A 22,810-nucleotide genomic window follows, 5' to 3' on the forward strand; every position below is an offset into this window, starting at 1 on the left:
TCGGCTCGGGCGCCCCGGGAATACCGGTTTTCGAATACGGCGCCGATCTTGGGCGTCTGCTTCCCTAGACGCGCTGGTGAGAATATCATTCTCGAATGGAGAAGTTGCGATCTCTGAATCGTCACCCGCACGGCTCAGCGCTGCACCGGCGGCGCGCCACCCTCCCGTGCGCTCGCTCCGCGTCCCAGCCACCACGGCGTCCGGCACGCCGGTGACCACTCCCAGCGACGAACCCGCGTGGAAGCAGCGCGCGGTAGAACGCTCGATCAAGACCGCGAAGATCCGAGCCGGGCAACGTGTTCAACGGTTTCTCGATGCCGCGCAGTCGATCATCATCGAAAAGGGCAGCACGGACTTCACCGTCCAGGAGGTCGTCGACCGCTCGCGCCAATCCCTGCGCAGCTTTTATCTGCAGTTCGACGGCAAGCACGAGCTGCTGCTGGCACTGTTCGAAGATGCGTTGAGTCGCGCCGCGGATCAGATCCGCGCCGCAACGGCCAACCACTCCGATCCGCTGGACCGGCTGCGGGTTGCCGTCGAGTTGCTGTTCGAGTCTTCGCGCCCGGATCCGGCCGCCAAACGGCCACTGTTCACCGACTTCGCCCCCACCCTGCTGTTGACCCATCCCGCCGAAGTACGCGTGGCTCACACGCCACTGCTGGACCTACTCACCGAGCTGACCCAGCAAGCCGCCGAGGCGGGCCGGTTGCGCACCGACACCCACCCCCGGCGGCTGGCGGCCATGGTCATGCAGACCGTCCTGTTCAACGCCCAATCCAGCCCTTCCTCCGCTGACCCGGCCGTCAATCCGCTGACCGCCGAGGAGGTCTGGGACTTCTGCGCGCACGGCTTCGGACACCCTGAGCCGGACGCATCCATCTTGGCCGCACGCAGCTGAGATCCGGCGCCGGCTGCGCCGGCAGCGCCGCCGCGAACCCTGGACATCGACGGGGGAACCACATAGCCTCATGCGAACGGGATTATCGCTAGACGAGAAGGGGATTATCAATGTCGGTGCAGGCGGTGTTGGACGACATCCGGAAGGTGCCCGGAACCGGCGACGTGATCCCGATCATCGATCCGGCCACCGAGGAGCAGCTGACCGAATTCACCGACTGCGGACCTGAGGCGGTCAACGACGCCGTTGCCCGGGCCAAGGCCACCGCCGAGTCCGGGGTGTGGTCGCAGATGGCGGACTACGACCGGGCCCGGGTGCTGTGGAAGGTCGCCGACCTCATCGACGAGAACGCCGAACTCCTGGCCGAACTCGAGTCGGTCAACGCCGGCATCCCGGCCTCCCAGGCCGCAATCATCACCAAGGTCGGCTCCGAGTGGTTCCGCTACTACGCGGGCTGGTGCACCAAGATCGACGGCATCGCCCGCGACGTCAACACCGGCGGCCTGACCGGCATCGAGTCCCACCAGCACGTCTACACGCTGCGCGAGCCCTATGACGTGGTGGGGCTGATCTTCCCGTGGAACGGCCCGGTCTTCAACTTCTGCGCCAAGCTGGCACCGTCGCTGGCGGCGGGATGCAGCAGCGTCGTCAAACCGGCTGAAGAAACCCCGCTGTCCGCGCTGGTCCTCGACCGCATTCTGAGTGAAGCCGGCGTCCCCGACGGCGTGGTCAACATGGTGCTCGGCTACGGCCACACCGCCGGTGCCGCCATCACCGCGCACCCCGACGTGGACAAGGTCGCGTTCACCGGGTCCACCGAAGTCGGCCGCGAGATCGTACGCGCCTCTGCGGCAAGCAATCTGAACAAGGTGACCCTGGAGCTCGGCGGCAAATCACCGGTCCTGATCTACGACGACGCCGACCTCGACATGGCCATCACCATGGCGGCGTTCGGCACCTTCGTGCACTCCGGGCAAGCCTGCGTATGCGGTTCGCGCATCTTCGCCCAGCGCGGCGTCTACGAGCGCGTCGTCGAAGGCATCGCCAACATGGCCAACATGATGCAGCTCGGCGGCCCCAAGGACGAGGGCGTCATGGTCGGTCCGCTGATCAGTCAGAAGCAACTGAACCGGGTGCTCGGCTACCTCGAGCAGGGCCGGGCCGACGGCAACGAGCTCGTCACCGGTGGCCACCGGCTGGACCGCAAGGGTTACTTCGTGCACCCGACCGTGGTCACCAATGTCGACCCCGAATCCAGCCGGCTGTTCCAGGAGGAGATCTTCGGCCCGGTGGTCACGATCCTGCCGTTCGACGACGACGACGAGGCTATCGCGCTGGCCAACAACAGCAGCTACGGACTGGCCGCGACGGCGTGGACGTCCAACCTGGGCCGGGCGCACCGACTGGCCAAGCGACTCAAGGCCGGAACGGTCGGACTGAACTGTCAGATGCAGTTTGACCACTCGATGCCCTTCGGGGGCTACAAGCAGTCCGGCTGGGGTTACGAATCCGGCAAGGCGGGCATTGAAACCTATCTGCAGACCAAGATCGTCTGGGCGCAGATGTAGCCGAAGGACCTCACCCACCATGGCTGACTTCCCCACCGCCCCCTACCGGGTCGTCCAGTGGACGACCGGCAATGTCGGCAAGAGCTCCGTGCGGGCGATCGCCGGCAACCCCAACTACGAGCTCGTAGGCCTGTTCGCGTGGTCAGACGACAAAGCGGGCCGCGACGCCGGCGAGCTGGCCGGTATCGACCCGCTCGGCGTCACCGCGACCAACGACACCGCGGCGCTGCTGGGCCTCAAGCCCGACTGCGTCGTCTACAACCCGATGTGGCTCAACGTCGACCAGTTGGTGGACATCCTCTCGTCCGGAGCCAACGTGGTGACGTCGGCGTCGTTCATCACCGGACACAACCTCGGCGCAGACCGGGCGCGCCTCGAGGCGGCCTGCCGCAAGGGCGGGTCCACCCTGTTCGGGTCTGGTGTGAGTCCGGGATTCGCCGAACTGCTGGCGATCGTGGCGGCCACGGCGTGCGACCGGGTCGACAAGATCACCATCACCGAGACAGCCGACACCACCCTCTACGACTCTCCGGACACCGAACGGCCGGTGGGCTTCGGGACCGCGATCGACGATCCGGACCTGGAACCGATGGCCTCCCGTGGCACGGCGGTATTCGCCGAAGCCGTCCGCCTGGTTGCCGACGCGATGGGCGTCGAGCTCGATGAGATCACCTGCGTGGCCGAGTACGCCCAGACCACTGCCGACCTGCCGATGGCATCGTGGACCATCCCCGCTGGGCATGTGGCCGGGGTGTTCGCCAGCTGGCGGGGAATCGCGGGCGGCCGGACCGTCGTCGACATCAACGTGCGGTGGCGCAAAGGGCAGACCCTGCAACCGGACTGGCAGCTCGACGGCGAGGGCTGGAAGATCACCGTCGACGGCCGGCCCACGGTCAACATGCAGGTCGGTTTCACTCCGCCCCCCGACCTGATCGCCTCGGCCACATCCCTCGACGACTTCTTCGAACTGGGCCACATCATGACCGCGATACCGCCGATCAACGCCATCCCGGCCGTGGTGGCCGCCGAACCGGGCATCGCCACCTATAACGATCTGCCGCTGCCGCTGCCCCGGTTTCCCGCTCAGAACAAATAGATCACCAGTACGGCGAGCCACAGCACGGTCAGCCAGGCATCCGTGGCCCGGCGCAACCAGATCGGGGCGGTGCGCACCTCCATGAAATTGCGGATGATCAACCGGGCTTTGACGGCCGACAGCACGATCACAGTGACGGTGATGGGGATGCTCGGCTCCACGGGACCGGTGCTGTGTCCCGGCGACAGCCACCAGGCCAGCACGGTGATCGCCACCAGGACAACCCAACTGCCGGCGAGCACCGGGTCGGGATGGAAGCGGGAATGCTGCGGTGTGGTCACGGGTGATTACCTCATCACGTAGAGCAGGGCGAAGATGACGACCCAGAGCAGGTCGACCATGTGCCAATAGGTCGCGGCCTGTTCGACCATGCCGACCCGCGCCCGGCGCGGGTTGCGCAGGTCCCGGTATGCGACGCCCAGAATCAGCAGGCCGATTCCGACGTGGAAAAGATGCACGCCGGTCAGGACGTAGTAAAAGCTGAAGAACGTGCTGGAATTGGTGTAGCCGGCCTGTATTTCGGCGGACCACTCGTAGATCTTGAGCACGGCGAACAACACTCCGCACAACGCCCCACCCCGGATCAGCCCGAGGGCGCCGGCCCGATCACCGGTTCGGGCGGAGTGCACACTTTGGGCCACCAGCCACGAGCTGGTGATCAACACGATGGTGTTGACCACGCCGATGGTGATGTTGAGATGCTGCTGGTCGGCCAGGAACTGCTCGGGCGCGCGAGACCGGAATAGCAGGTAGGCGACGAAGTAGCCGCCGAAGATGATCAAGTCGCCGAGCACCATGAACCACATGTGGCCGTCACCGGGCAGGTGCGTCGCGCTCGTGGAATTCGGAGCCATCCGGGCGGGTGCTTGCTGGTCAGTCATGGCTGATCCCCCGTCTTCAGGTGACCGGCGGCGAGCCGGGGACTTCCCGCCGGCCGCTGAGATACATGATCGGAAAGATCAGCCCGATCCAAGCTGCGAAGATCACCACAGCGATGTAGAACGAGATGAGGCCGTTCCAGGCGAAGGCGCCCGATTCGAACAGCCACATCTGCGTCGCGATCACCTCGGTGACGATCTGCCAGACGCTCAGGTAGGCAAACCATTTCGGGAAGATCTTGTTTTTGTCGTAGAAGATCGCCACCGCCAGGCAGAAATAGGCGGCGGTGAAACAGCCCAGCGAACCGTTGTAACTCAGCGTGCCCAGGTCGTAGAAGAACCGCACCAGCTCAGGGTCGCGGTCCGGCCGGAACACCGCGAGTAGATAGCACAGCATCATCAGCTGAAAGCCCGGGACCGCCCCGACTGCCATAGCGCCGATGTAGCCGTAGGCCAGCACCGAACCGGAGCTCATCCGCTTCATGTGATATCCGATGAGCCCGTTGGAGATCGCGGCACCACCGGTGATCACCAGCAGCATCACGAAGCCGATCTGGATCGTCAGCGCGTGCTGGCGATACCAGCCCTGGATCTCGGGTATGCCGACATCGGGGCGCGGCGGCGGCGTCACCCTGCCCAGCAGACAGACGCCCAGGCCCATCAACAGGTAGAACGCCACCGACACCCAGAACACCACCCGCACATCCGGTCTGCCGCCGTCCGGCGGTGGTTCTTCGACGTCGGTGCCGTAGAGCAGCGCGGCGATGCTCACCGCGCCGGTCCTTCGATCAGACCTTCGCTCACCCCTTGCCGATACAGCGCGTCACGCAGCGCGAAGAACATCGCGATGACGAATATCGCGAAGGCACTGTTGCGGATCCAGAACGAGATCAGGCCGTCCCAGGCCAGCGGCCCGGTGGTGAACACCGAGGCCGCCGTGGAGGGCAGCATCGCCAGTGCGGTGAGCACCGACAAATGCGCCACCCAACGCGGGAACACCGGATCGGGCCCCCGGTCGAAATAGACGGCGCAGGCCAGCATCGCGAACTGCGCCACGCTCATGCCCACGGGCGCGATGAAGGACAGCCACGCCATGTCGTTGAGGGCTTGGACGATCTCTGGGTTGCGATCCGTGCGAAACGCCGCCACCCCGAAGTAGATGTTGGACAGCGCGAACAGTGTCGCGCCGCTGACCACGGCCGCCAGGTAGGCATAGGCGAAGACATGGCTTTGGGTCGACATCCGTTTCATCTGGCCCACGATCAGCACCAGGAACGGCACGATCATGATTCCGCACAGGTTGAAGCCGACCATGCTCAGCCGGATCCAGGACCGATGCTCGTCGTAGAACCGCGCCACCTGTTCGGCGGACATGGTCGGCGACATCGGCGGGAAGAAACCCGGGAACGCCACGAACATCGCCAGCAGCACCGCGGCGACCACCGGGCCCGACCACAGCAGCACCAGTTGGGCCCGGAATGCGCTGGCCTGCGGGGTCTCCTCCGCCGCGGCGATCATCTGCATGGTGTAGCCCCTTCGCTGCTCGCCCGGCGATCCCGACCAGTCGCACGGGAATCGCCGCCGCTAGCCGATCGACTACCCGAAAATAGCCGAGCGGCTACCCCACGGTCAATGCCCGTCGGACGCCTCCGGCGCGTCGATGAATCGTTTAGTGAGCCGGAGCAATTGGGCGCGCAGCTTCTCATCGTCGATATCGCCCACCAGGGGGTGCATCACGCCGACGGCGATAGCGCCGGACAGCATTGCCGCCGAGACCACCGCGTCGTCGCCGGCGTCGCCGACCAGCACCCCGTAGAGCCGCGCGATGAACTGCTGAAAGGGCTGATACTCGGCCAGCAGCCGGACGATCACCGGATCGAACTGCAAGGTGCTGGCCACACCTCGCCGGCGCACCGCCATGTCGATGACCCCATCGAGCAACACCTCGCGGGCCAGCGGGCGGCTCTGCTGGGCTTCGGCGGCCTCCAGAGCCTCCTCCAAGGCACCCAGCTCCCGCTCGGTGAGTGCGACCACGATTTCCTCTTTGGTTTTGAACTGGTGATAGACCGCTGCCTTGGTGACACCGATCGCATCCGCGATCATCTGCAGCGATGTTCCGCCCACCCCGTGGTCGCCGATCAGCACCAGCGCGGCATCGAGAATGCGGGTTTGGGCTGCGCTGCGGACGATGTGGCGGAATGGGCCGGCGGCCGGGGTGGAAGCCATGCGACGAGGGTAGCCATTCGGCTAGTCCGATAACAGCCGCTCCGCCGCCGAGTAGGGATCAAGGGCGCCGCCGGCGACCTGTTCGGTGAGGCCTTCCAGCGCGGGATGGGTGCGCAAGCGGGTCTGCGCCAGGGACAGGATCAGGGCCCGCGCGCGCGCCAGGCGCCGCAGCGGACTGTCGGCGCGGTCGTGGGCCTCAATGGCGGCCACCAGGTCGTCGAGCCCGTCGCCGCGCGCAGCGATCAGGGTGAGAATCGGTGCACCGGTGTGGTGCAACTCGACCCGCAGATCGCGAACGGTCTGCTCGGCCCCCTCGCGGTCGGCCTTGTTGACCACCACGATGTCGGCCACCTCCAGCAATCCGGCCTTGGCGGCCTGGATCGCGTCGCCGGCACCGGGATTGAGCACCACGACCGTCGGGTCGGCGATCGCGGCGATCTCGATCTCGGATTGGCCCACCCCCACCGTCTCCAACAGCAGCACATCGAAGCCGAGGGCGGCGAGCAACTGGATGGCCGCGGGCACCGCTTCGGCCAGCCCGCCCAGGTGCCCGCGGGCCGCCACCGACCGGATCAGCACCGCCGGGTCGTGGATGTGCTCGGCCATCCGGATCCGATCCCCTAGCAGCGCGCCACCACTGAACGGTGAAGACGGGTCCACCGCGAGCACCGCAACCCGCAGGCCGCGCTGCCGGTATGCGCCGACCAGCGCCCCGATCGTGGTGGACTTGCCCGCACCCGGCGGACCGGTCACCCCGATGACGCGCGTGGCGGCGGGTCCGACCGCGGACAGCACCTCGGCACGCCGACCGCTCTCGACCAGGCTGAGCAGTCGCCCGGTGGCGCGCACTGAACCGGCACGCGCCGCGGCGAGCAACTCGTCGATGGTCATCGGTGGATCAGTTCTTGTTGGCGGTGAGCCGATCGATGATGCAGGCGAAGTCGTCGGTCTTGAACGACAGGTCCTCGGCCATGTTCGCGAAATCCAGAGTGGCCAGCACCGCGCGCTCCAAGTGGATGTTGAGCAGCCGCTTGGTGCTCTCCACCGCCTGACGGGGAAGCTCGCAGATGCGCCGGGCACACGAGATCGCTTCGGCCACCGGGTCTTCCACCACGTGGTTGGCCAGCCCCAGCTGCGCCGCCCGGGCGGCGGGAATACGGGCCCCGGTCAGGGCGTACTCCTTGGCCAACAGCAGGCTCATCTGCAACGGCCAGGTCAGCGGACCGCCGTCCGCGGCGACCAGGCCCACCTGTACGTGCGGGTCGGCCAGATAGGCCGATTCGGCCATGTAGACGATGTCGCTCAGCGCCACCAGACTGCAGCCCAACCCGACGGCGGGCCCGTTCACCGCGGCGATGACGGGCGTGCGGCAGCGCGCCATGCCCAAGACGATCTCGCGCCCGTGTGCGATCGTCTTGGCGCGCAACTTGTCATCGCGCCGCAGTTCGTCGAGGTAGGCGAAGTCGCCGCCGGCGGAGAACGCTCGCCCGCTGCCGGTCAGCACCGCCGCCCGGGCGTCGTCGTCCTCATCGAGGAGCGGCCACAGTTTCGCCAGGCCGGTGTGCAGCGCGTCGTTGACGGCATTGAGCGCATCGGGGCGGTTGAGGGTGATGATCCGCAGTGGGCCGTCGGCGCGCACATCGATCTCAGCAGGCATGTCGTACACGTCAGACTCCTTTTTCGATACTGGCGATCACTGCTGCATTGGTCGTGACCCGCTTCGCCCGGGCTGCGCCCGCACCCGCGATCACTGCTTCATCGGTCGTGACCCGCTTCGCCCGGGCTGCGCCCGCACTCGCGATCACTGCGTCAATCCCAGAATGCGGCCGGCAATGATGTTCTTCTGGATCTGCGAGGTGCCACCCATCACGCTTTGGGCGCGGCTGTACAGGTAGGCGCTGAGCAGGTCCGGATCGTCGACGCCGCCCACCGCCAGCGCCGCATGGCCGACGGACTGCTCCACCCACGTCATCAGCAGCTTGTCCAGCGAGCCTTCCGGGCCGTGCGAAAGCCCGTCGAGCTGTTCGGAGAGCCGGCGGCGCACATGCAACCGCAGCATCTCGGTTTCCACCGCCGCCCAAGCCAATTCGTCGGGAACCTCGGCGCCGGCGGCGTCGACGCGTGCGGCCATCTGGCGGACCAGTTTGCCGTAGCGGGCCGAGTAGCCCAACGTCGACGGCTCCCGCTCGTGGCCGACCACTGTCATCGCCAGCGCCCAGCCCTCTCCCGGCTGACCGATCATCTGACTCGCCGGCACCCGCGCTCCGTCGAAGAGCACCTGACCGAACTCGGTGGTGACGCCGTTGATCATCCGCAGCGGCCGCTGTTCGATTCCGGGCTGGTGCATCGAGATGATGAATGCCGAGATGCCCCGGTGCCGTGGCGCGTCCTTGTCGGTGCGGGCCAGCAGCAGACACCAGTCGGCGACGTCGGAGTAGCTGGTCCAGATCTTGTGCCCGTGGATGACGTAGTCGTCGCCCTCCCGGGTCGCGGTGGTGGTCAGCGACGCCAGATCCGAGCCGGCCCCGGGCTCGGAGAATCCCTGGCACCAGCGTTGGCTGCCGTCGATCATTCCGGGCAGGAACCGTTGCTGCAGTTCCTTGCTCGCGTGCCGTCCAAGCCCGACGACCAGATACCCCAGACTCGGACGCGGCGGTGCACCGGCGGCGGCGAGTTCCTCGTCGACGATGACGTCGAAGACCGGCGGCAGCTCCTGGCCGCCGTACTCACGCGGCCAGGAGACCCCGAAGAACCCGCCCGCATAGAGTGCCTGGTGCCATTCGCCCTGACGCGTCCAGTACTCGTCGTCGCCGGCGGCGGGAAAGGTGCCGGCCCGCTCGGCCAGCCAGGACCGAAGCCTGCTGCGGAAGTCGGCCTCGGCGGGCGAGTCACGAAAGTCCATCTGCGATCTCCCTTATCGTCACGGGCCACAGGCCGGTCGAGGTCAAGGCGCGCCGCAGATACAGGTGCGCCGCGCACTCCCAGGTGTTGCCGATTCCACCGTGCACCTGGATCGCGGTCTCGCAGACCGTCCGGGCGGCCCGGGCGGAGTAGATCTTGGCGATCCGCGCGGCACGCACCGCCTCTGCCGCCGATGCCGCGTCCACCGCCCAGGCCGCATGCCGCAGCACACTCACCGATCCCTCGATGAGCGCCAGCCCCTCGGCGAGCAGGTGGGCGACGGCCTGATAGGAGCCGATGGGTTTGCCGTACTGCTCCCGGATCTTGGCGTAATCGCATGCCAGGGCGTGGGCGCCACGGGCGGTGCCGACCAGATCCGCGCAGGTCGCGACCAGCGCCAGCGCCTGCCAGCGCAGCGCGTCCTGGGCCCCGAGCTCGCCGAGTGACTGCGCCGTACCGGCAAGGTCGGCGACGGGCCGGGTCAGGTCAGCTCCGGTTCGGACCGCGCCGAGCGGGGCCGTCGCCACCTCGCGCTCGCGCACCCGCACGGCCTGTGCGGCACCGCGCGCGTCGATGGCGGTGTCGGCGACCGCAACGGTGGCAGGCCCCGCCCCAAGATCGACGTGGCGGCGAAGATCGTCGGCGAGCACCGGCCCTAAAAAGGCGACGTCGACCAGACCGCGACCGAACTCCTCGGCGACGATGGCCACCTCTACCCCCGATGCGCCATCGGAACGCAAAGCGCGCCAGCCGGTCTGGTTGACGGCACGTTCCAGCCTGGCGATCCGGCCGGCATCATCGAGCTCGGCCACCGAATCCGGCCCCAGATCGTCGGCAAGCTTGGCCGCTGCGTCCCGCAGCTGACGCTGCTCGGCATTCAGCCGGACGTCCATAGGCTCTCCTTCAGTAGTCGGCGCAACAGCTTTCCGGACGGCAACCGGGGAATCTCGGGAACGAACACAACCCGGCGCAGGCGCTTATAGGACGCGAGGCGCTCGCCGACCAGTTCGCACAGCTCCGCGTCGCTGACGGGTGCGCGCAGCGCGACCGCTGCGACGACCGCCTCGCCGTCACGCTCGTCGGGCACCCCGAACACGCCGCAGTCGGCGACCGCGGGATGTTCGTGCAGCACGGCCTCGATCTCGGCCGGGGCGACCTGAAAGCCGCGCACCTTGATCATCTCCTTACAGCGGTCGGTGATCCGCAGCCAACCGTCGCCGTCGAGGTATCCGACGTCACCGGTGTGAAACCACCCGTCGCGCACGACTTCTGCGGTCGCCGAAGCCGGAAGATAGCCGGCCATCAGCGATGCAGACCGCACCAGGATCTCGCCTGCGACGCCGGGCGGCACCGGCTGCCCGGCGGTGTCGCCATCGAGGCCCACCACCTTCACCTCGACTCCCGGCACCGGCATCCCGACGCTGTCCAGGCGCGCGGCGCCAACCGGATTGCAGGCGATCACCGGAAGTTCGCTGGTGCCGTAGGCCGGCACGAAGGGCACCCCGGTGCGCCGGGTGACGGTGTCGGCCACAGCCGCGGTCACCGGAGTGGCACCCCACATGATGAACCGCAGCGAGGACAGGTCGAATGATTCCAGGCCGGGGTGTGCGGCGATAGCCAGGGCGATCGGCGCCACCGCCATCTCCACGGTGATCCGGTCGGTCTCGATCGATCGCAGCATCACGTCGACGTCGAACCGCCGGTGCAACCGCACCCATGCGCCAACGCTGAGCGCGGTCGCGATGTTGAGCAGGCCGAGGATGTGGGATGGCGGCGTCGCCACCTGCAGGCGGTCGGCGGCGCTCAGACCCAGCGCATCGCGCCAGTGCTCCACCGCTGCGGCCAGCGAGGCGTGCGTGTGCCGAACCGCTTTGGGCATCCCGGTGGTTCCGGAGCTGAACACCAGCAGCGCGTCGGACCCGGCCGGCGGCGGATCGCCGGCCCAGCGGCCGGCGGGGGTGGTCGTGATGTCGTCCAGGTGCCGCATCGGCATCAGTTCGGCCAGCACCGGGTGGTCTCCGAGGGCATAACCCGGTTGCGCCAGCGCCAGGGCGTGGGCCACCTCGTCGCGCTTCCAGGCAGGGCTGATCAGGGCGGCCACGGCGCCCAGACGCCAGATGGCGCGCACCGCGATGACGAATTCCGGCCGGTTCGACGACATCACCGCCACCCGGTCCCCGGCCCGGACACCGTCGGCTGCCAGGACGGCCGCCAGGGCCTCGGCACGCGCGTCGATCTCGGACAGCTGCAACTGCCGGTCCTCGAAGGCGAGCACTGCGGTGGACGTGCCTGACAACATTTGAGAAGATCCTATCGGTTTGAGAGAATATTATTCTCTCAGGTGAAGAACGCAAACCGGAAGGGGTGGCATGGCGGTCCCTCATGTTTTCCAGCGGGCGACCGTGACGCGCATCGTGAAGGAGACCCCCGATGCCCACACCTTCGTGCTGGCGCCCCATGAGACACCGTTCGCCTACCGGGCCGGTCAGTACTCGACCTTCCGGGTGCAGGTCGACGGCACGGACCTCTACCGGTCCTACTCGATGTCGAGCGCACCCGAAGTCGACACCGAGCTGATGACCACGGTTAAGCGGGTACCCGGCGGCAAGGCCTCGAACTGGTTGCTGGACAACGTCGCCGAAGGCGACGAGCTGGTCATGACGCGTGCGGCGGGGGTGTTCTGCCTTGCGGAGTCGACGGCCCCACTGCTGGCGTTCTCCGGCGGCAGCGGGATCACGCCGATCCTGTCGCTGGCCAAGAGCGCCCTGGCGACCACCGGCCGCACGGTGCGACTGCTCTGCGCCGACCGGGACGCCTCCGCGGCGATCTTCGGGCGCACCCTGGACGAACTGGTCGCTCGCTACCCCGGGCGGCTATCGGTTCAGCGCACCTATGACACCGACCAGGGCCTGCTCGACGCCGCCGCGGTCACCGCCTTCGTCGGCGAGGACACCGCAGCGGACTGCTACGTCTGCGGCCCGGCGGGTTTCATGGCGGTGGTGCGCGCGGCCTGGCCCGGTCCGGGCCGGCTGTTCGTCGAGGACTTCGACATCGCGGCCGCGCCGGCGACCCCCGCCCCGGTCCGCGACTCCGAGGTCACGGGGACGGTGACGATCCACCTGGGGCGCCAGAAGGCGACGGTGCCCAGAGTCGCCCGCGAGACCCTGCTGGAAAGCGCCCGGCGCGCCGGACTGAATCCCCCGTTCTCCTGCGAGGCGGGCAACTGCGGTACCTGCATCGCGCAGATCACCGACGGCAGCGCGACCATGCACAACAACACGGCGCTCGACGACGACGAGGTCGCCGACGGGTACATCCTGACCTGCCAGGGCGTGCCCGACGGCGGCTCGATAACCGTGCGCTACGAGTGATTCGGGACGCGGAGCTCAGCCCGCCGCGCCATAACCCAATGTGCTCTTGGTCTCCAGGTACTCGTGGAATCCGGCGTCGCTCCACTCGCGGCCGTTGCCACTGCGCTTGTAGCCGCCGAACGGCGCATTGATGTCGAAGGCGTGGTTGATCGCCACCGAGCCGGCCCGGATCCGGCGAGCGATTCCGCGGGCGGCGTCGATGTCGGCACCCGAGACGTAACCGGCCAGGCCGTAGTCGGTGTCGTTGGCGATCTCGATGGCCTCGTCGAGGTTGTCATAGCCCAGGATGCACAGCACCGGACCGAAGATCTCTTCGCGCGCGATCGCCATCTGGTTGGTGACGTTGCCGAAGACCGTCGGCCGGACGAAGTAGCCGGCGTCGAGCCCGTCCGGCCGGCCGGCGCCGCCGGCCGCGACGGTCGCACCCTCGGCGATGCCCTGTTCGATCAGGCCCTGCACCTTGGCGAACTGTGCGGCCGAGGCAACCGGGCCGATGGCCTTGGGATCGGCGGGGTCACCGACCTTGACCTGCTCGGCCACTTCGCGGGCGATCGCGATGGCTTCTTCCATCCGTGAACTGGGCACCAGCATGCGGGACGGCGCATTGCAGCTCTGCCCGGAGTTGACCATCATGGCCCGCACCCCGGCGGTGACGCTGGCGGCGAACGCGTCGTCGTCGAGCACAATGTTGGGGCTCTTTCCACCCAGTTCCTGGGTCACCCGCTTCACCGTCGGCGCCGCGTTCTGGGCCACGGCGATGCCGGCGCGGGTGGAGCCGGTGAACGACACCATGTCGACGTCGGGGTGCTGCGACAGCGCCACACCCACCCCGGGGCCGTCGCCGTTGACCATGTTGTACACGCCGGCCGGGACGCCGACGGCGTCCATGATCTCGGTGAAGATGTACGCCGAGAACGGTGCGACCTCAGAGGGCTTCAGCACCATGGTGCAGCCGGTCGCCAACGCCGGATAGACCTTCACCGCAATCTGGTTCAGCGGCCAGTTCCACGGCGTGATGAGCCCGCACACCCCGATCGGTTCGCGGACCACCAGGGTGTCGCCGCGCTGTTCTTCGAACGAGAAATTCTTCAGCGCGTCGATCGCGGTCAGCAGGTGGCCGACGCCGAGCTGCACCTGGGCCCCGGCGGCCAGCGCCGGCGGAGCGCCGATCTCCTCGCTCACCGCATCCGCCAGATCGGCGCTACGACGCTGGTATTCGGCGAGGATCGCCTGCAGCAGGTCCAGGCGCTCCGCCCGGGTGCTCTGCGACCAGCTGGTGAAGGCCCGGCGCGCCGCGGCGACCGCCAGGTCGACGTCTGCCGCCGAGCCGAGCGCGATCTTGCCGCGGACCTGCTCGGTGGCCGGGTTGTCCACGTCGAGCGTGACGGGCTCTATCGGGTCCACCCACCGGCCGTCGATGTAGAACTGGGTGTACTCGCGCATCTGAAGACTCCTTCGACTACTGGGTTTTCTCGACATGGGGCGGGTTGGGTGTTGTCTGATCGGTCTGGGCCATCCCGAAGCTGTACCGGATGTGCGCGGCGTGCCCGTCGGGCACCACCGGGAAGATCACCGGGTCGGCCACGTCGCGGATCTCTGCGATGCGCGCCCCGACATCCTCGACCGTCCAGGACGGTTGATACACCCCCGGGCTTTCCATCAACGCGGCCCGTGCCACCCGCCCAGCCAGCGCGATCAGTACTTCTCCGGTGATCGAACAGGATTCGTGGGCGAGCCAGGCGACCACCGGCGCGACCAGTTCGGGCTCCATCGGCGGATAGCCGGAGGTGTCGATCCCCTCGGCCATCCGGGTGACCGCCGCGGGGACCACCACGTTGCACCGGACGCCCTGAGCTGCGCCTTCCAGCGCCGCAACGTTGCTCAGCCCGAGCACGCCGGCCTTGGCCGCCGCGTAATTCGCCACGTCGGCGTTGCCGTAGAGTCCGCCGATCGACGAGGTCAACACGATGCGACCGTATCGTGCGTCACACATCGCGGGGAAGGCCGCCCGCACCACATGGAACGCGCCGCGCAGGTGCACGTCGACGACCGCGTCGAAGTCGGCGGCGCTCATCTGCCTTAATGCGGCCCGCCGGACGTTGCCGGCGTTGTGGATCACGATGTCGACGCGGCCGTAGCGCTGCTGCGCTGCCGCGATGATCGCCGCTCCGCCTTCGGCCGTGGCGACCGACGCGGTGCAGGCCACCGCGTCGCCGCCGGCGGCGCGAATCTCGGCCACGACGCGCTCCGCCGTGTCATCGCCTACGCCGTCACCACTGAGGTCGGCACCGGTGTCGTTCACCACGACGGCCGCACCGCGCTGCGCCAGCAGTTGCGCGTAGGCGCGGCCCAGGCCCCGGCCGGCTCCGGTCACGACGGCGACTCGACCGTCGAACCGCAGCGGGTGTGGTGCGCTCAACCGAAGGGTTCCTCACGCAGATTTCGCATCGGCAACGCCGTTGTGGTCGTCATCGCAGTTCCAGGCCCTTCAGGTCACCGACATCACGCCACTGCCTCAACAGGTCGTCGAAGGCGTAGAAGCCCGGCGAGTAGACCTCACCGAGAAACGAGCGGCTGGCATCGCCGAAACCGCGACCCTCGTTGTTGTAATAGCCTGGTGTGCAGGATAAATCGAATGCCGAGTTGTCGAATGCCAGCTCTCGGATGGTGCTGACCCAGGCGTTCTGACCCTCCTGGCTGGGCTCGACGACCGCCGCCTTCCGTTTGAGAGCCTCGGCGATGATGTAGGCGATGTGCTCAGCCTGCTGCTCGAACATCGCGGTGGTGTTGGCCGACACGCCGCCCTGGATGAAACCGGTGTGGAACTGATTGGGAAATCCCCGACTGGTCATCCCGTGCAGGGTCTGGTACCCGTCGCGCCAGTGATCGAACAGCGATACCCCGTCGCGGCCCTCTATGACGTCGATCGCGTACCGACGGCTGATCTCCGTTGATATCTCGAACCCGCTGGCGAAGATGACGCAGTCGACTTCGTACTCGACGCCGCCCGCGACGATGCCCTTCTCGGTGAGCTTTTCGACGCCCTTGGACTCAGCCACGTCGACCAGGGTGACGTTGGGCCGATTGAACGCGGGCAGGTAGGAGTCGCTGGAGGTCGGGCGCTTGCACATGAATCGGTAATAGGGCTTCAGCGCCTCCGCGGTCTGCGGATCCTCGACGATCCCGTCGATGCGGCGGCGCAGCCGCTCCATGATCTTGAAGTCCTCCTCCTCCCGCATCGCCATGATCTCCTCGACACTGAGAGCCGTCGGGTCGGGGCAGGCGCCGATGCGAGCGGTCAGGTTGCGGCCCAACTCGGTCCAGAAGTCGCACACCATATCGGGAGCGTCGAATACCACGCCTTCGAACGGTGACCAGCGGTGGAAGTTGCGCTTGCGTTCGGCCTGCCAACCCGGTTGCAGCGACGCGACCCACTGCGGATCGGTGGGCTCGTTCCCACGGAAGTCGACCGACGACGGGGTGCGCTGAAAAAGGTAAAGGTGCTTGGCATCCCGCCCCAGGTGCGGGACCAGCTGCACACCTGTCGCGCCGGTTCCCACCAGCGCCACACGCTTGTCCGCCAGTTTGCGCAGACCACCGTTCGCGTCGCCGCCGGTGTAGTCGTAATCCCAGCGTGCCGAGTGGAAGACGTGGCCACCCGCCCTCATGAAGTCCTTGATGCCTTCGATCCCGGGAAACTTGGGCCGGTTGTAGGAGCCCTGTGCCATCACCACGAAACGCGCTCGCAGGTCGTCGCCCCGGTTGGTGGTGATCTGCCACCGACTGGTCTCCTCCTGCCATTGCAGCGCACGGACCTGGGTGGAGAAGATCGCCCCGTCATAGAGGCCGAAGTGCTTTCCGATGTTCTGGCAGTGCTGGAAGATCTCGGCGCCGTCGGCGAACTTCTTCGACGGGATGAAGTCGAGCTCTTCGAGCATCGGGATGTAGCAGTACGCATCGTTGTCGCATTGGATTCCGGGGAACCGGTTCCAGTACCAGACACCGCCGAAGTCGCCGCCCATCTCGATGATCCGCACCTCGGGAACGCCTGCCTTCTTCAGGTAGGCGCCGGCGAGCAGTCCGGCGATGCCCCCGCCGAGGACGACGACCTCGATGTCGGCATCGATGGGTTCACGCGGAGTCACCTCGGTGTAGGGATCGTCCTCGGCGAACTCCACGAAGTCATTCTTGAGTTCGAGGTACTGCTGGGCCCCGTCAGAGCGAACGCGTTTGGCTCGTTCAGCGGCGTATTTGCGCCGCATCGCCTCGATGTCGAAGTCGTCCGGGGTTTCCGTCGGCGAGCAGTTTGTCATCGATCCGTTCCTGTCGGGATTTCTTGAGGCGCACCGGCGCCCATGTATTTCGACAGCTTGTGGTGCAGGTTGACGATGGCGCGCTCCCGGTAGGGGTTGGGTTTGGCGCCGGGATAGCCGAGGGATTTCATTCCCTGCTGCACCGCTGCCATGTTGGAGAAGTCCTGTGGGAGAACGGAGCGCCAGCCCGGGTCGCCCGCCGGGGTGTGCTCCCACTGCGTCTGCGGTTCTTCGCCGGGCGGAAACAGTTCGATGACCGAGACTTCGAAGATGCACTTGTCGGGGTTGTAGCTGGGGTGCGGCCGGGCGCTGTAACACAGCGCCGTGGTCAGCCCCTGACCGATCTGGAAGTTCGGGAAGACCTGCCATGCGGTGCCGGCCTGCCCGAGCACGTCGGCCGGGATGGTCGGCCAGATGACCCCGCGGGCCTCGTCGTCGCGGCGAGCCGACGCCAGCCAGTGTTCGAGCACCTTGTCGGGCGCAGTTCCCTCGGGCAGTTCGTCGACCAGCCGCTTGGCGGCGTTCACCAGGGTCGCGGTGGTGGTGGCGTTGGTCTCTTCCATGGTGTAGACCTGCATCTGCGCGGTCGACACCCGCGGGTCGGCGCCCGTCCCCAACCGGATCTTGGACTTGGTCGCCTCCAGGTCGTCGGGAGCGTCGTAACCGAGGTTGCTGTGCTTGCCCTGCACCCGCGCCCACCCTTTGAACTCACCGAACCTGTTGAACTCCGGATGGGTTGTGTAGACGTGGTAGGTCTCGTTGAAGGCCTCCATGGCGACCTTCCAATTGCAGTCGAACTCCAGCCATCTGCGCCACTTGTAGCGCATGTTCTCCAGACCGAACGGCTCGAGGACCTTGGCCGCCGGATACAGGTAGTCGGCCAGCGATTCGCCGTCGGGATCCATGTTGATCCACAGCCAGCCGCCCCAGGTGTCGACCCGCACCGCAGCCAGATGGGTGTTCGCCGGTGTCAGCGCGCCCTGCCAGTCGTCTTGTTCGCGGATGTGGGTGCAGGTCCCGTCCAGGTCGTAGGTCCAGCCGTGGAAACCGCAGACGAACGACTTGCGGGTGCGCGCGCACGCGTTCTTCGCCCCGGCGGGCGTATCGACCAGGCGACGGCCGCGGTGCATGCACACGTTGTGGTGGGCCCGAAAGGACTCCGCGGAGGCACCCGGTCCGCTGCGCACCACGATGACCGAGTCGTCGAGGATGTCGTAGGTGAGGTAACTGCCCACCTCCGGCAACTCTTCGACCCGGCCCACCTGCTGCCATACCTTGCGCCACAGCTTGTCTCGTTCGGCACGGGCGTAGTGCTGCGACGTGTAGGCCTCGACGCCGATCGTGACCGGGTCGGCCAGCTCTTCGGCCGGCCCCTTGACCGGATCGGTCATCACATCCTCCTTATCGCCGCACGGAAGGTGTCGTCTTTGAGGAACAATGAGGTGTTGTCGGCGTCGAGGTGACTCCATTTGAGGTTGAGGCCGCCGTCGACCAGCAAGGTCTGCCCCGTGATGTAGCCCGCCAGGTCGGACAGCAGAAACACGATGGGCCCGGCCTGTTCCTCGGGCCGACCGCGCCGCCCCATGGCGATCGCCCGCAGGTCACGATCCGGGTCCTCGTCGACGTAGGCGGCCGACGCGGCCGTGTTGGTGACGCCGGGCGCCACCGCGTTGACCCGGATTCCGGCCGCGGCCAACTCCACGGCCATGGTGCGGGTCATCGCGACGATGGCAGCCTTGGCGGTGCCGTAGGCGATGTGGAACGGCGCGGTGTTCATCCCGCTGATCGAGGAGATCGACACGATCGAGCCGGGCAGCTGCGCGGCTACCAATTCCCTCGCGACCGCGCTGCTCATGAAGAAGGCGGTCTCCAGGTTGTGCGTGAATATCTGTCGCCAGTCGGCGCGGTCCACCCGGGTCGAAGGCATCCAGGTCGACGGCTCGGCTCCCCCGGCGACGTTGACCAGTCCGTAGAGCCGGCCGTCGGCGCGGCGCGCGGCATCCAGCACCGCAGCGACACCCTCGTCGGTCGACGCGTCGGCAGCCACCGGCAGCACGGAGAGCCCCCGGTCGGCCAGCGGCGCGATGTGCTCATCGAGATTGTTCCGGGAGCGACTCACCGCGATCACGGTCGCGCCGGCTTGTGCGGCCATCGTGGCCACCGCCGTGCCGATACCACCGCCCCCGGCGCCCGAGACCACCACGATCCGGCCCGTCAGGCTCAGGAGGCCACTCGGCAGGGTGGGAGGAGTGGAGTGATCGGCCATGACCCGCTTTCACCTGGCACAGACCGCAACCCGCCCCCGGCTCGCACCGGAATCACGGATTTGTCCGGACAACATATGGCATTCTTTTTTCCGAAGAACACTATTCCGCAGTAGCGAGCGCAGAGTCAAGAGCTCCGCATGCCGAGCGGCGGGCCTTATTGTCTGGACCAACACGATCACCGGGGCGGGGGCCGTCGCCACGCGCCTGGCCGGCGGAAAGGGCAGGAAGGGCGCCCCGGAGGCCTCGGACCGTGATGCTGGTTACCTACACGCCCCGACTGGGTTAGCCATGGGCCATGATTGGAAATTCCCGCCGCGCGTGGGTAACTTTGAATACAGCTGTTTTCAGAATTAACCCTAGGAGACGACGTGCCCCCCGGTCAACGCCGGGACCGCTGGTCCGGGGTCCCGCTTGCAGAGCGTCAGGCGCTGCGGCGCGACGAATTCATCGCCGCGGGGGTGGAGCTGCTCGGCGACGCGCGGGGGCCCGCGTTGACCGTCCGCTCGGCCTGCCGCGCGGCAGGGTTGACCGAACGCTACTTCTACGAGAGCTTCGCCGACCGCGACGAGTTCGTCCGCAGCGTCTACGACGACGTGTGTACCCGAGCGATGACCGCGCTGCTGGCCACCCGAACGCCGCGCGAAGCCGTGGAATGCTTCGTGTCCCTGATGGTCGACGACCCGGTGCGCGGCCGAGTGCTGTTGCTCGCCCCCGAGAGCGAGCCGGTGCTGACCCACTCCGGGGCCAGGTGGATGCCGACGTTCATCGCGATGGTCCAGCGCACTCTGACCCAGTGGAGCGAACCGGCGTTCCAGCAGATGGTGGCCACCGGCCTGATCGGGGCGTTGACCGCCCTGTTCAGCAACTATCTGGCCGGAACCCTCGAGGCCGACCGCACGCAATTCATCGACTTCTGCGTCGACATGATGCTCAGCACCCAGGCGCAGAGGTAAGGCCCCACCCGACGCCCGCCGGAACACGCCCGGCGAAAACTTGATGCTACCGTCAGCCACAGATATATTGCCTGCAACTAGTGGACACAGATACCTGGGGAGCTGGCATGGCACGGGAATGGACTGACCTGGAGTTGCTGCACGAGCTCGAACCGGTCGTGGAGGACTTGCTCAACCGACACCTCTCGATGAGCAAGGACTGGAACCCGCACGACTACGTGCCCTGGTCGGAGGGGAAGAACTACTACGCCCTCGGCGGGCAGGACTGGGACCCCGAGCAGTCCAAGCTGTCCGAAGTGGCCCGGACCGCGATGGTGCAGAACCTGCTGACCGAGGACAACCTGCCGTCCTACCACCGCGAGATCGCCATGAACTTCACCATGGACGCCCCGTGGGGTACCTGGGTCAACCGCTGGACCGCCGAGGAGAACCGGCACGGCATCGCCCTGCGCGACTACCTTGTGGTGACCCGCAACTGCGACCCGATCGAGCTGGAGACCCTGCGGATGGAGACCGTCAACCGCGGCTTCAGCCCCGGCCAGAACCACCAGGTCCAGGACGACCTGTTCGCCGAGAGCCTCTTCGACTCGGTCGTCTACGTGAGCTTCCAGGAACTGGCGACCCGGATCTCGCACCGGAACACGGGCCGGGCCTGCAACGACCCGATCGCCGACCAGATGCTCGCACGTATCTCGCACGACGAGAACCTGCACATGATCTTCTACCGCGACGTCAGCGCCGTCGGCTTCGACATCGCGCCGGACCGGGCGATGCACTCACTGCACCGCGTGCTGGCCAACTTCCAGATGCCCGGATTCGTGGTGCCGGAGTTCCGCCGCAAGGCCGTGATCATCGCCGTCGGCGGTGTCTACGACCCGATCATTCACCGCGACGACGTGGTGATGCCGGTGCTGAAGAAGTGGGGCATCCTCGAGCGCGATTTCACCGGCGAAGCCGCCCGCTACCAGGACAAGATCGGCCAGATCGTCGCCGAACTGGACGAGACGTGCGCCAAGTTCGAGACCGCCAAGCAGCGCCGGCTCGAGCGGGAGGCCAAGATGGCCGAGAAACGCGCCGCCAAGAAGGTGTTGGAGCCATCAGCACCGTAGTCGGTAACGGCGGCCCGGGGGCACCTCCCGCATGCGGTGACATGCGCCCGGGTGCGCGGCGTGCGCTGCGCATCGGCTCGATCGAGTTGGCCAGCCCCGTGGTGCTGGCCCCGATGGCCGGCGTCACCAACGTGGCCTTCCGAACGTTGTGCCGCGAACTCGAGAGGTCCCGAGCCGGAACGGTCAGCGGGCTGTATGTCTGCGAGATGGTGACCGCGCGGGCACTCGTCGAGCGGCACCCCGCCACCCTGCACATGACGACGTTCGCGCCCGACGAGTCCCCCCGTTCGCTGCAGCTCTACACCGTCGACCCCGACACCACCTACGCCGCGGCGAAGATGATCGCCGATGAGGGCCTGGCCGACCACATCGACATGAATTTCGGCTGCCCGGTGCCCAAGGTGACCCGTCTGGGCGGCGGGTCGGCGCTGCCCTACAAGCGTCGGCTGTTCGGCAAGATCGTCGCGGCCGCGGTCCGGGGCGCAGCCGGCGCCGGCATCCCGGTGACGGTCAAGTTCCGGATCGGGATCGACGACGCCACGCGCACCCATCTCGACGCCGGGCGTATCGCGGAGGCCGAAGGGGCCGCGGCTGTGGCGCTGCACGCCCGGACCGCGGCGCAGCGGTACTCCGGCACCGCGGACTGGGAGCAGATCGCCGCACTCAAGGCGCAGGTGCGCTCGATACCGGTGCTGGGCAACGGGGACATCTTCGAAGCCGGCGACGCGCTGGCCATGATGGCCGCCACCGGCTGCGACGGTGTGGTCATCGGCCGCGGCTGCCTCGGGCGCCCCTGGTTGTTCGGCGAGCTCTCAGCGGCCTTCGCCGGCCGCCCGGCCCCTACCCCGCCCACGCTGGGCGAAGTCGCCGACATCATCCGCCGCCACGGCCAGCTGCTGACGCAGCATTTCGGCGAGGACAAGGGCATGCGCGAGATCCGCAAGCACATCGCCTGGTACCTGCACGGCTTCCCCGCCGGCTCCGGCCTGCGGCGCGAGCTGGCGCTGGTCACCACGCTGGCCCAGCTCGACGAACTGCTGACGCAGCTGGACGCATCCATCCCCTTCCCGGCCGCTGCGACCGGGCCGCGCGGACGCCAGGGGTCGCCGGCCAAGGTCACCCTGCCCGAAGGGTGGCTGGCGGACCCCGACGACTGTGCCGTGCCGGCGGGGGCCGACATTATGCATTCGGGTGGCTGAAATGAGACTTTGTCGACATCGCGTGTCTAGA

At 67.4% G+C, this 22,810-nt stretch carries 22 protein-coding genes; 7 read left to right on the forward strand and 15 right to left on the reverse strand.

From position 1 onward, the window contains the following. Positions 1 to 211: 211 nt before the first annotated feature. The 3 genes from G6N14_RS14420 (at position 212) to G6N14_RS14430 (ending at position 3,562) form a co-directional block, all read left to right on the forward strand. Positions 212 to 898 carry a TetR/AcrR family transcriptional regulator gene (locus G6N14_RS14420; RefSeq protein WP_085135828.1) on the forward strand — a complete coding sequence of 229 codons (687 nt, stop codon included), beginning with the start codon at positions 212 to 214 and terminating at the stop codon, positions 896 to 898. Positions 899 to 1,008: 110 nt separating this feature from the next. Next, the gene (locus G6N14_RS14425; protein WP_085135739.1) at positions 1,009 to 2,466 is read left to right on the forward strand and encodes an aldehyde dehydrogenase family protein; all 1,458 of its coding nucleotides are present in this window, start codon (positions 1,009 to 1,011) and stop codon (positions 2,464 to 2,466) included. Positions 2,467 to 2,485: 19 nt separating this feature from the next. Beyond that, positions 2,486 to 3,562, forward strand: a complete 1,077-nt coding sequence (locus G6N14_RS14430; protein WP_085135740.1) for an NAD(P)H-dependent amine dehydrogenase family protein — start codon at positions 2,486 to 2,488, stop codon at positions 3,560 to 3,562. Here G6N14_RS14430 and G6N14_RS14435 read toward each other — a convergent pair. The 10 genes from G6N14_RS14435 to G6N14_RS14480 all read right to left on the reverse strand — a co-directional run bounded on the left by G6N14_RS14435 (position 3,550) and on the right by G6N14_RS14480 (position 11,866). Then, entirely contained in the window at positions 3,550 to 3,843 is a 294-nt protein-coding gene (locus G6N14_RS14435) for a cytochrome C oxidase subunit IV family protein (protein ID WP_085135741.1), read from the reverse strand. The genes G6N14_RS14430 and G6N14_RS14435 overlap by 13 nt on opposite strands. A gap of 6 nt (positions 3,844 to 3,849) precedes the next feature. Further along, complete coding sequence (locus G6N14_RS14440; protein ID WP_085135742.1) at positions 3,850 to 4,443, reverse strand: cytochrome c oxidase subunit 3; 594 nt, start codon at positions 4,441 to 4,443, stop codon at positions 3,850 to 3,852. A 16-nt stretch (positions 4,444 to 4,459) separates the two neighbouring features. Further along, positions 4,460 to 5,212 (reverse strand): hypothetical protein, encoded by a 753-nt coding sequence (locus G6N14_RS14445; protein WP_179960840.1) that lies wholly within the window; start codon positions 5,210 to 5,212, stop codon positions 4,460 to 4,462. Beyond that, on the reverse strand, positions 5,209 to 5,964 hold the full coding sequence (locus G6N14_RS14450; protein WP_085135743.1) for a hypothetical protein: 756 nt from the start codon (positions 5,962 to 5,964) through the stop codon (positions 5,209 to 5,211). The genes G6N14_RS14445 and G6N14_RS14450 overlap by 4 nt, the downstream gene beginning before the upstream one ends. 105 nt (positions 5,965 to 6,069) lie before the next feature. Then, positions 6,070 to 6,666 carry a TetR/AcrR family transcriptional regulator gene (locus tag G6N14_RS14455; RefSeq protein WP_085135744.1) on the reverse strand — a complete coding sequence of 199 codons (597 nt, stop codon included), beginning with the start codon at positions 6,664 to 6,666 and terminating at the stop codon, positions 6,070 to 6,072. Positions 6,667 to 6,687: 21 nt separating this feature from the next. Then, the gene (meaB, locus tag G6N14_RS14460) at positions 6,688 to 7,557 is read right to left on the reverse strand and encodes a methylmalonyl Co-A mutase-associated GTPase MeaB (RefSeq protein WP_085135745.1); all 870 of its coding nucleotides are present in this window, start codon (positions 7,555 to 7,557) and stop codon (positions 6,688 to 6,690) included. Positions 7,558 to 7,564: 7 nt separating this feature from the next. Continuing rightward, entirely contained in the window at positions 7,565 to 8,332 is a 768-nt protein-coding gene (locus G6N14_RS14465) for an enoyl-CoA hydratase/isomerase family protein (RefSeq protein ID WP_085135746.1), read from the reverse strand. A gap of 135 nt (positions 8,333 to 8,467) precedes the next feature. Beyond that, complete coding sequence (locus tag G6N14_RS14470; protein ID WP_085135747.1) at positions 8,468 to 9,568, reverse strand: acyl-CoA dehydrogenase family protein; 1,101 nt, start codon at positions 9,566 to 9,568, stop codon at positions 8,468 to 8,470. Continuing rightward, on the reverse strand, positions 9,555 to 10,460 hold the full coding sequence (locus G6N14_RS14475; RefSeq protein ID WP_085135748.1) for an acyl-CoA dehydrogenase family protein: 906 nt from the start codon (positions 10,458 to 10,460) through the stop codon (positions 9,555 to 9,557). The genes G6N14_RS14470 and G6N14_RS14475 overlap by 14 nt, the downstream gene beginning before the upstream one ends. Continuing rightward, entirely contained in the window at positions 10,445 to 11,866 is a 1,422-nt protein-coding gene (locus G6N14_RS14480; RefSeq protein ID WP_085135749.1) for a class I adenylate-forming enzyme family protein, read from the reverse strand. Before G6N14_RS14480 ends, G6N14_RS14475 begins: the two co-directional genes overlap by 16 nt. Positions 11,867 to 11,936: 70 nt before the next feature. Here G6N14_RS14480 and G6N14_RS14485 point away from each other — a divergent pair, with 70 nt between their 5' ends. Beyond that, complete coding sequence (locus tag G6N14_RS14485; protein WP_085135750.1) at positions 11,937 to 12,938, forward strand: ferredoxin--NADP reductase; 1,002 nt, start codon at positions 11,937 to 11,939, stop codon at positions 12,936 to 12,938. Between the two features lie 15 nt (positions 12,939 to 12,953). Here G6N14_RS14485 and G6N14_RS14490 read toward each other — a convergent pair whose 3' ends face one another. From G6N14_RS14490 to G6N14_RS14510, 5 genes are read right to left on the reverse strand one after another with little or no spacing between them, the layout of a single operon-like run. Then, on the reverse strand, positions 12,954 to 14,381 hold the full coding sequence (locus G6N14_RS14490; RefSeq protein WP_085135751.1) for an aldehyde dehydrogenase family protein: 1,428 nt from the start codon (positions 14,379 to 14,381) through the stop codon (positions 12,954 to 12,956). Between the two features lie 16 nt (positions 14,382 to 14,397). Then, the gene (locus tag G6N14_RS14495) at positions 14,398 to 15,357 is read right to left on the reverse strand and encodes an SDR family NAD(P)-dependent oxidoreductase (protein ID WP_085135752.1); all 960 of its coding nucleotides are present in this window, start codon (positions 15,355 to 15,357) and stop codon (positions 14,398 to 14,400) included. Positions 15,358 to 15,406: 49 nt separating this feature from the next. Continuing rightward, positions 15,407 to 17,251, reverse strand: coding sequence for a flavin-containing monooxygenase (locus G6N14_RS14500; protein WP_085135753.1), 1,845 nt, complete (start codon positions 17,249 to 17,251; stop codon positions 15,407 to 15,409). Beyond that, complete coding sequence (locus G6N14_RS14505) at positions 17,248 to 18,642, reverse strand: aromatic ring-hydroxylating oxygenase subunit alpha (RefSeq protein ID WP_085135754.1); 1,395 nt, start codon at positions 18,640 to 18,642, stop codon at positions 17,248 to 17,250. The genes G6N14_RS14500 and G6N14_RS14505 overlap by 4 nt, the downstream gene beginning before the upstream one ends. Continuing rightward, positions 18,642 to 19,517 carry an SDR family NAD(P)-dependent oxidoreductase gene (locus G6N14_RS14510; RefSeq protein WP_085135755.1) on the reverse strand — a complete coding sequence of 292 codons (876 nt, stop codon included), beginning with the start codon at positions 19,515 to 19,517 and terminating at the stop codon, positions 18,642 to 18,644. Before G6N14_RS14510 ends, G6N14_RS14505 begins: the two co-directional genes overlap by 1 nt. Before the next feature lie 369 nt (positions 19,518 to 19,886). Here G6N14_RS14510 and G6N14_RS14515 point away from each other — a divergent pair, with 369 nt between their 5' ends. From G6N14_RS14515 to dusB, 3 genes are all read left to right on the forward strand, one after another. Next, positions 19,887 to 20,471, forward strand: a complete 585-nt coding sequence (locus G6N14_RS14515) for a TetR/AcrR family transcriptional regulator (RefSeq protein WP_085135756.1) — start codon at positions 19,887 to 19,889, stop codon at positions 20,469 to 20,471. A 107-nt stretch (positions 20,472 to 20,578) separates the two neighbouring features. Next, on the forward strand, positions 20,579 to 21,580 hold the full coding sequence (locus tag G6N14_RS14520) for an acyl-ACP desaturase (protein WP_085135757.1): 1,002 nt from the start codon (positions 20,579 to 20,581) through the stop codon (positions 21,578 to 21,580). 41 nt (positions 21,581 to 21,621) lie between these two features. Further along, the gene (gene dusB / locus G6N14_RS14525; RefSeq protein WP_179960841.1) at positions 21,622 to 22,779 is read left to right on the forward strand and encodes a tRNA dihydrouridine synthase DusB; all 1,158 of its coding nucleotides are present in this window, start codon (positions 21,622 to 21,624) and stop codon (positions 22,777 to 22,779) included. Positions 22,780 to 22,810 lie beyond the last annotated feature (31 nt).

It is taken from the genome of Mycolicibacter hiberniae (assembly GCF_010729485.1).
GTDB classification, from domain to species: domain Bacteria; phylum Actinomycetota; class Actinomycetes; order Mycobacteriales; family Mycobacteriaceae; genus Mycobacterium; species Mycobacterium hiberniae.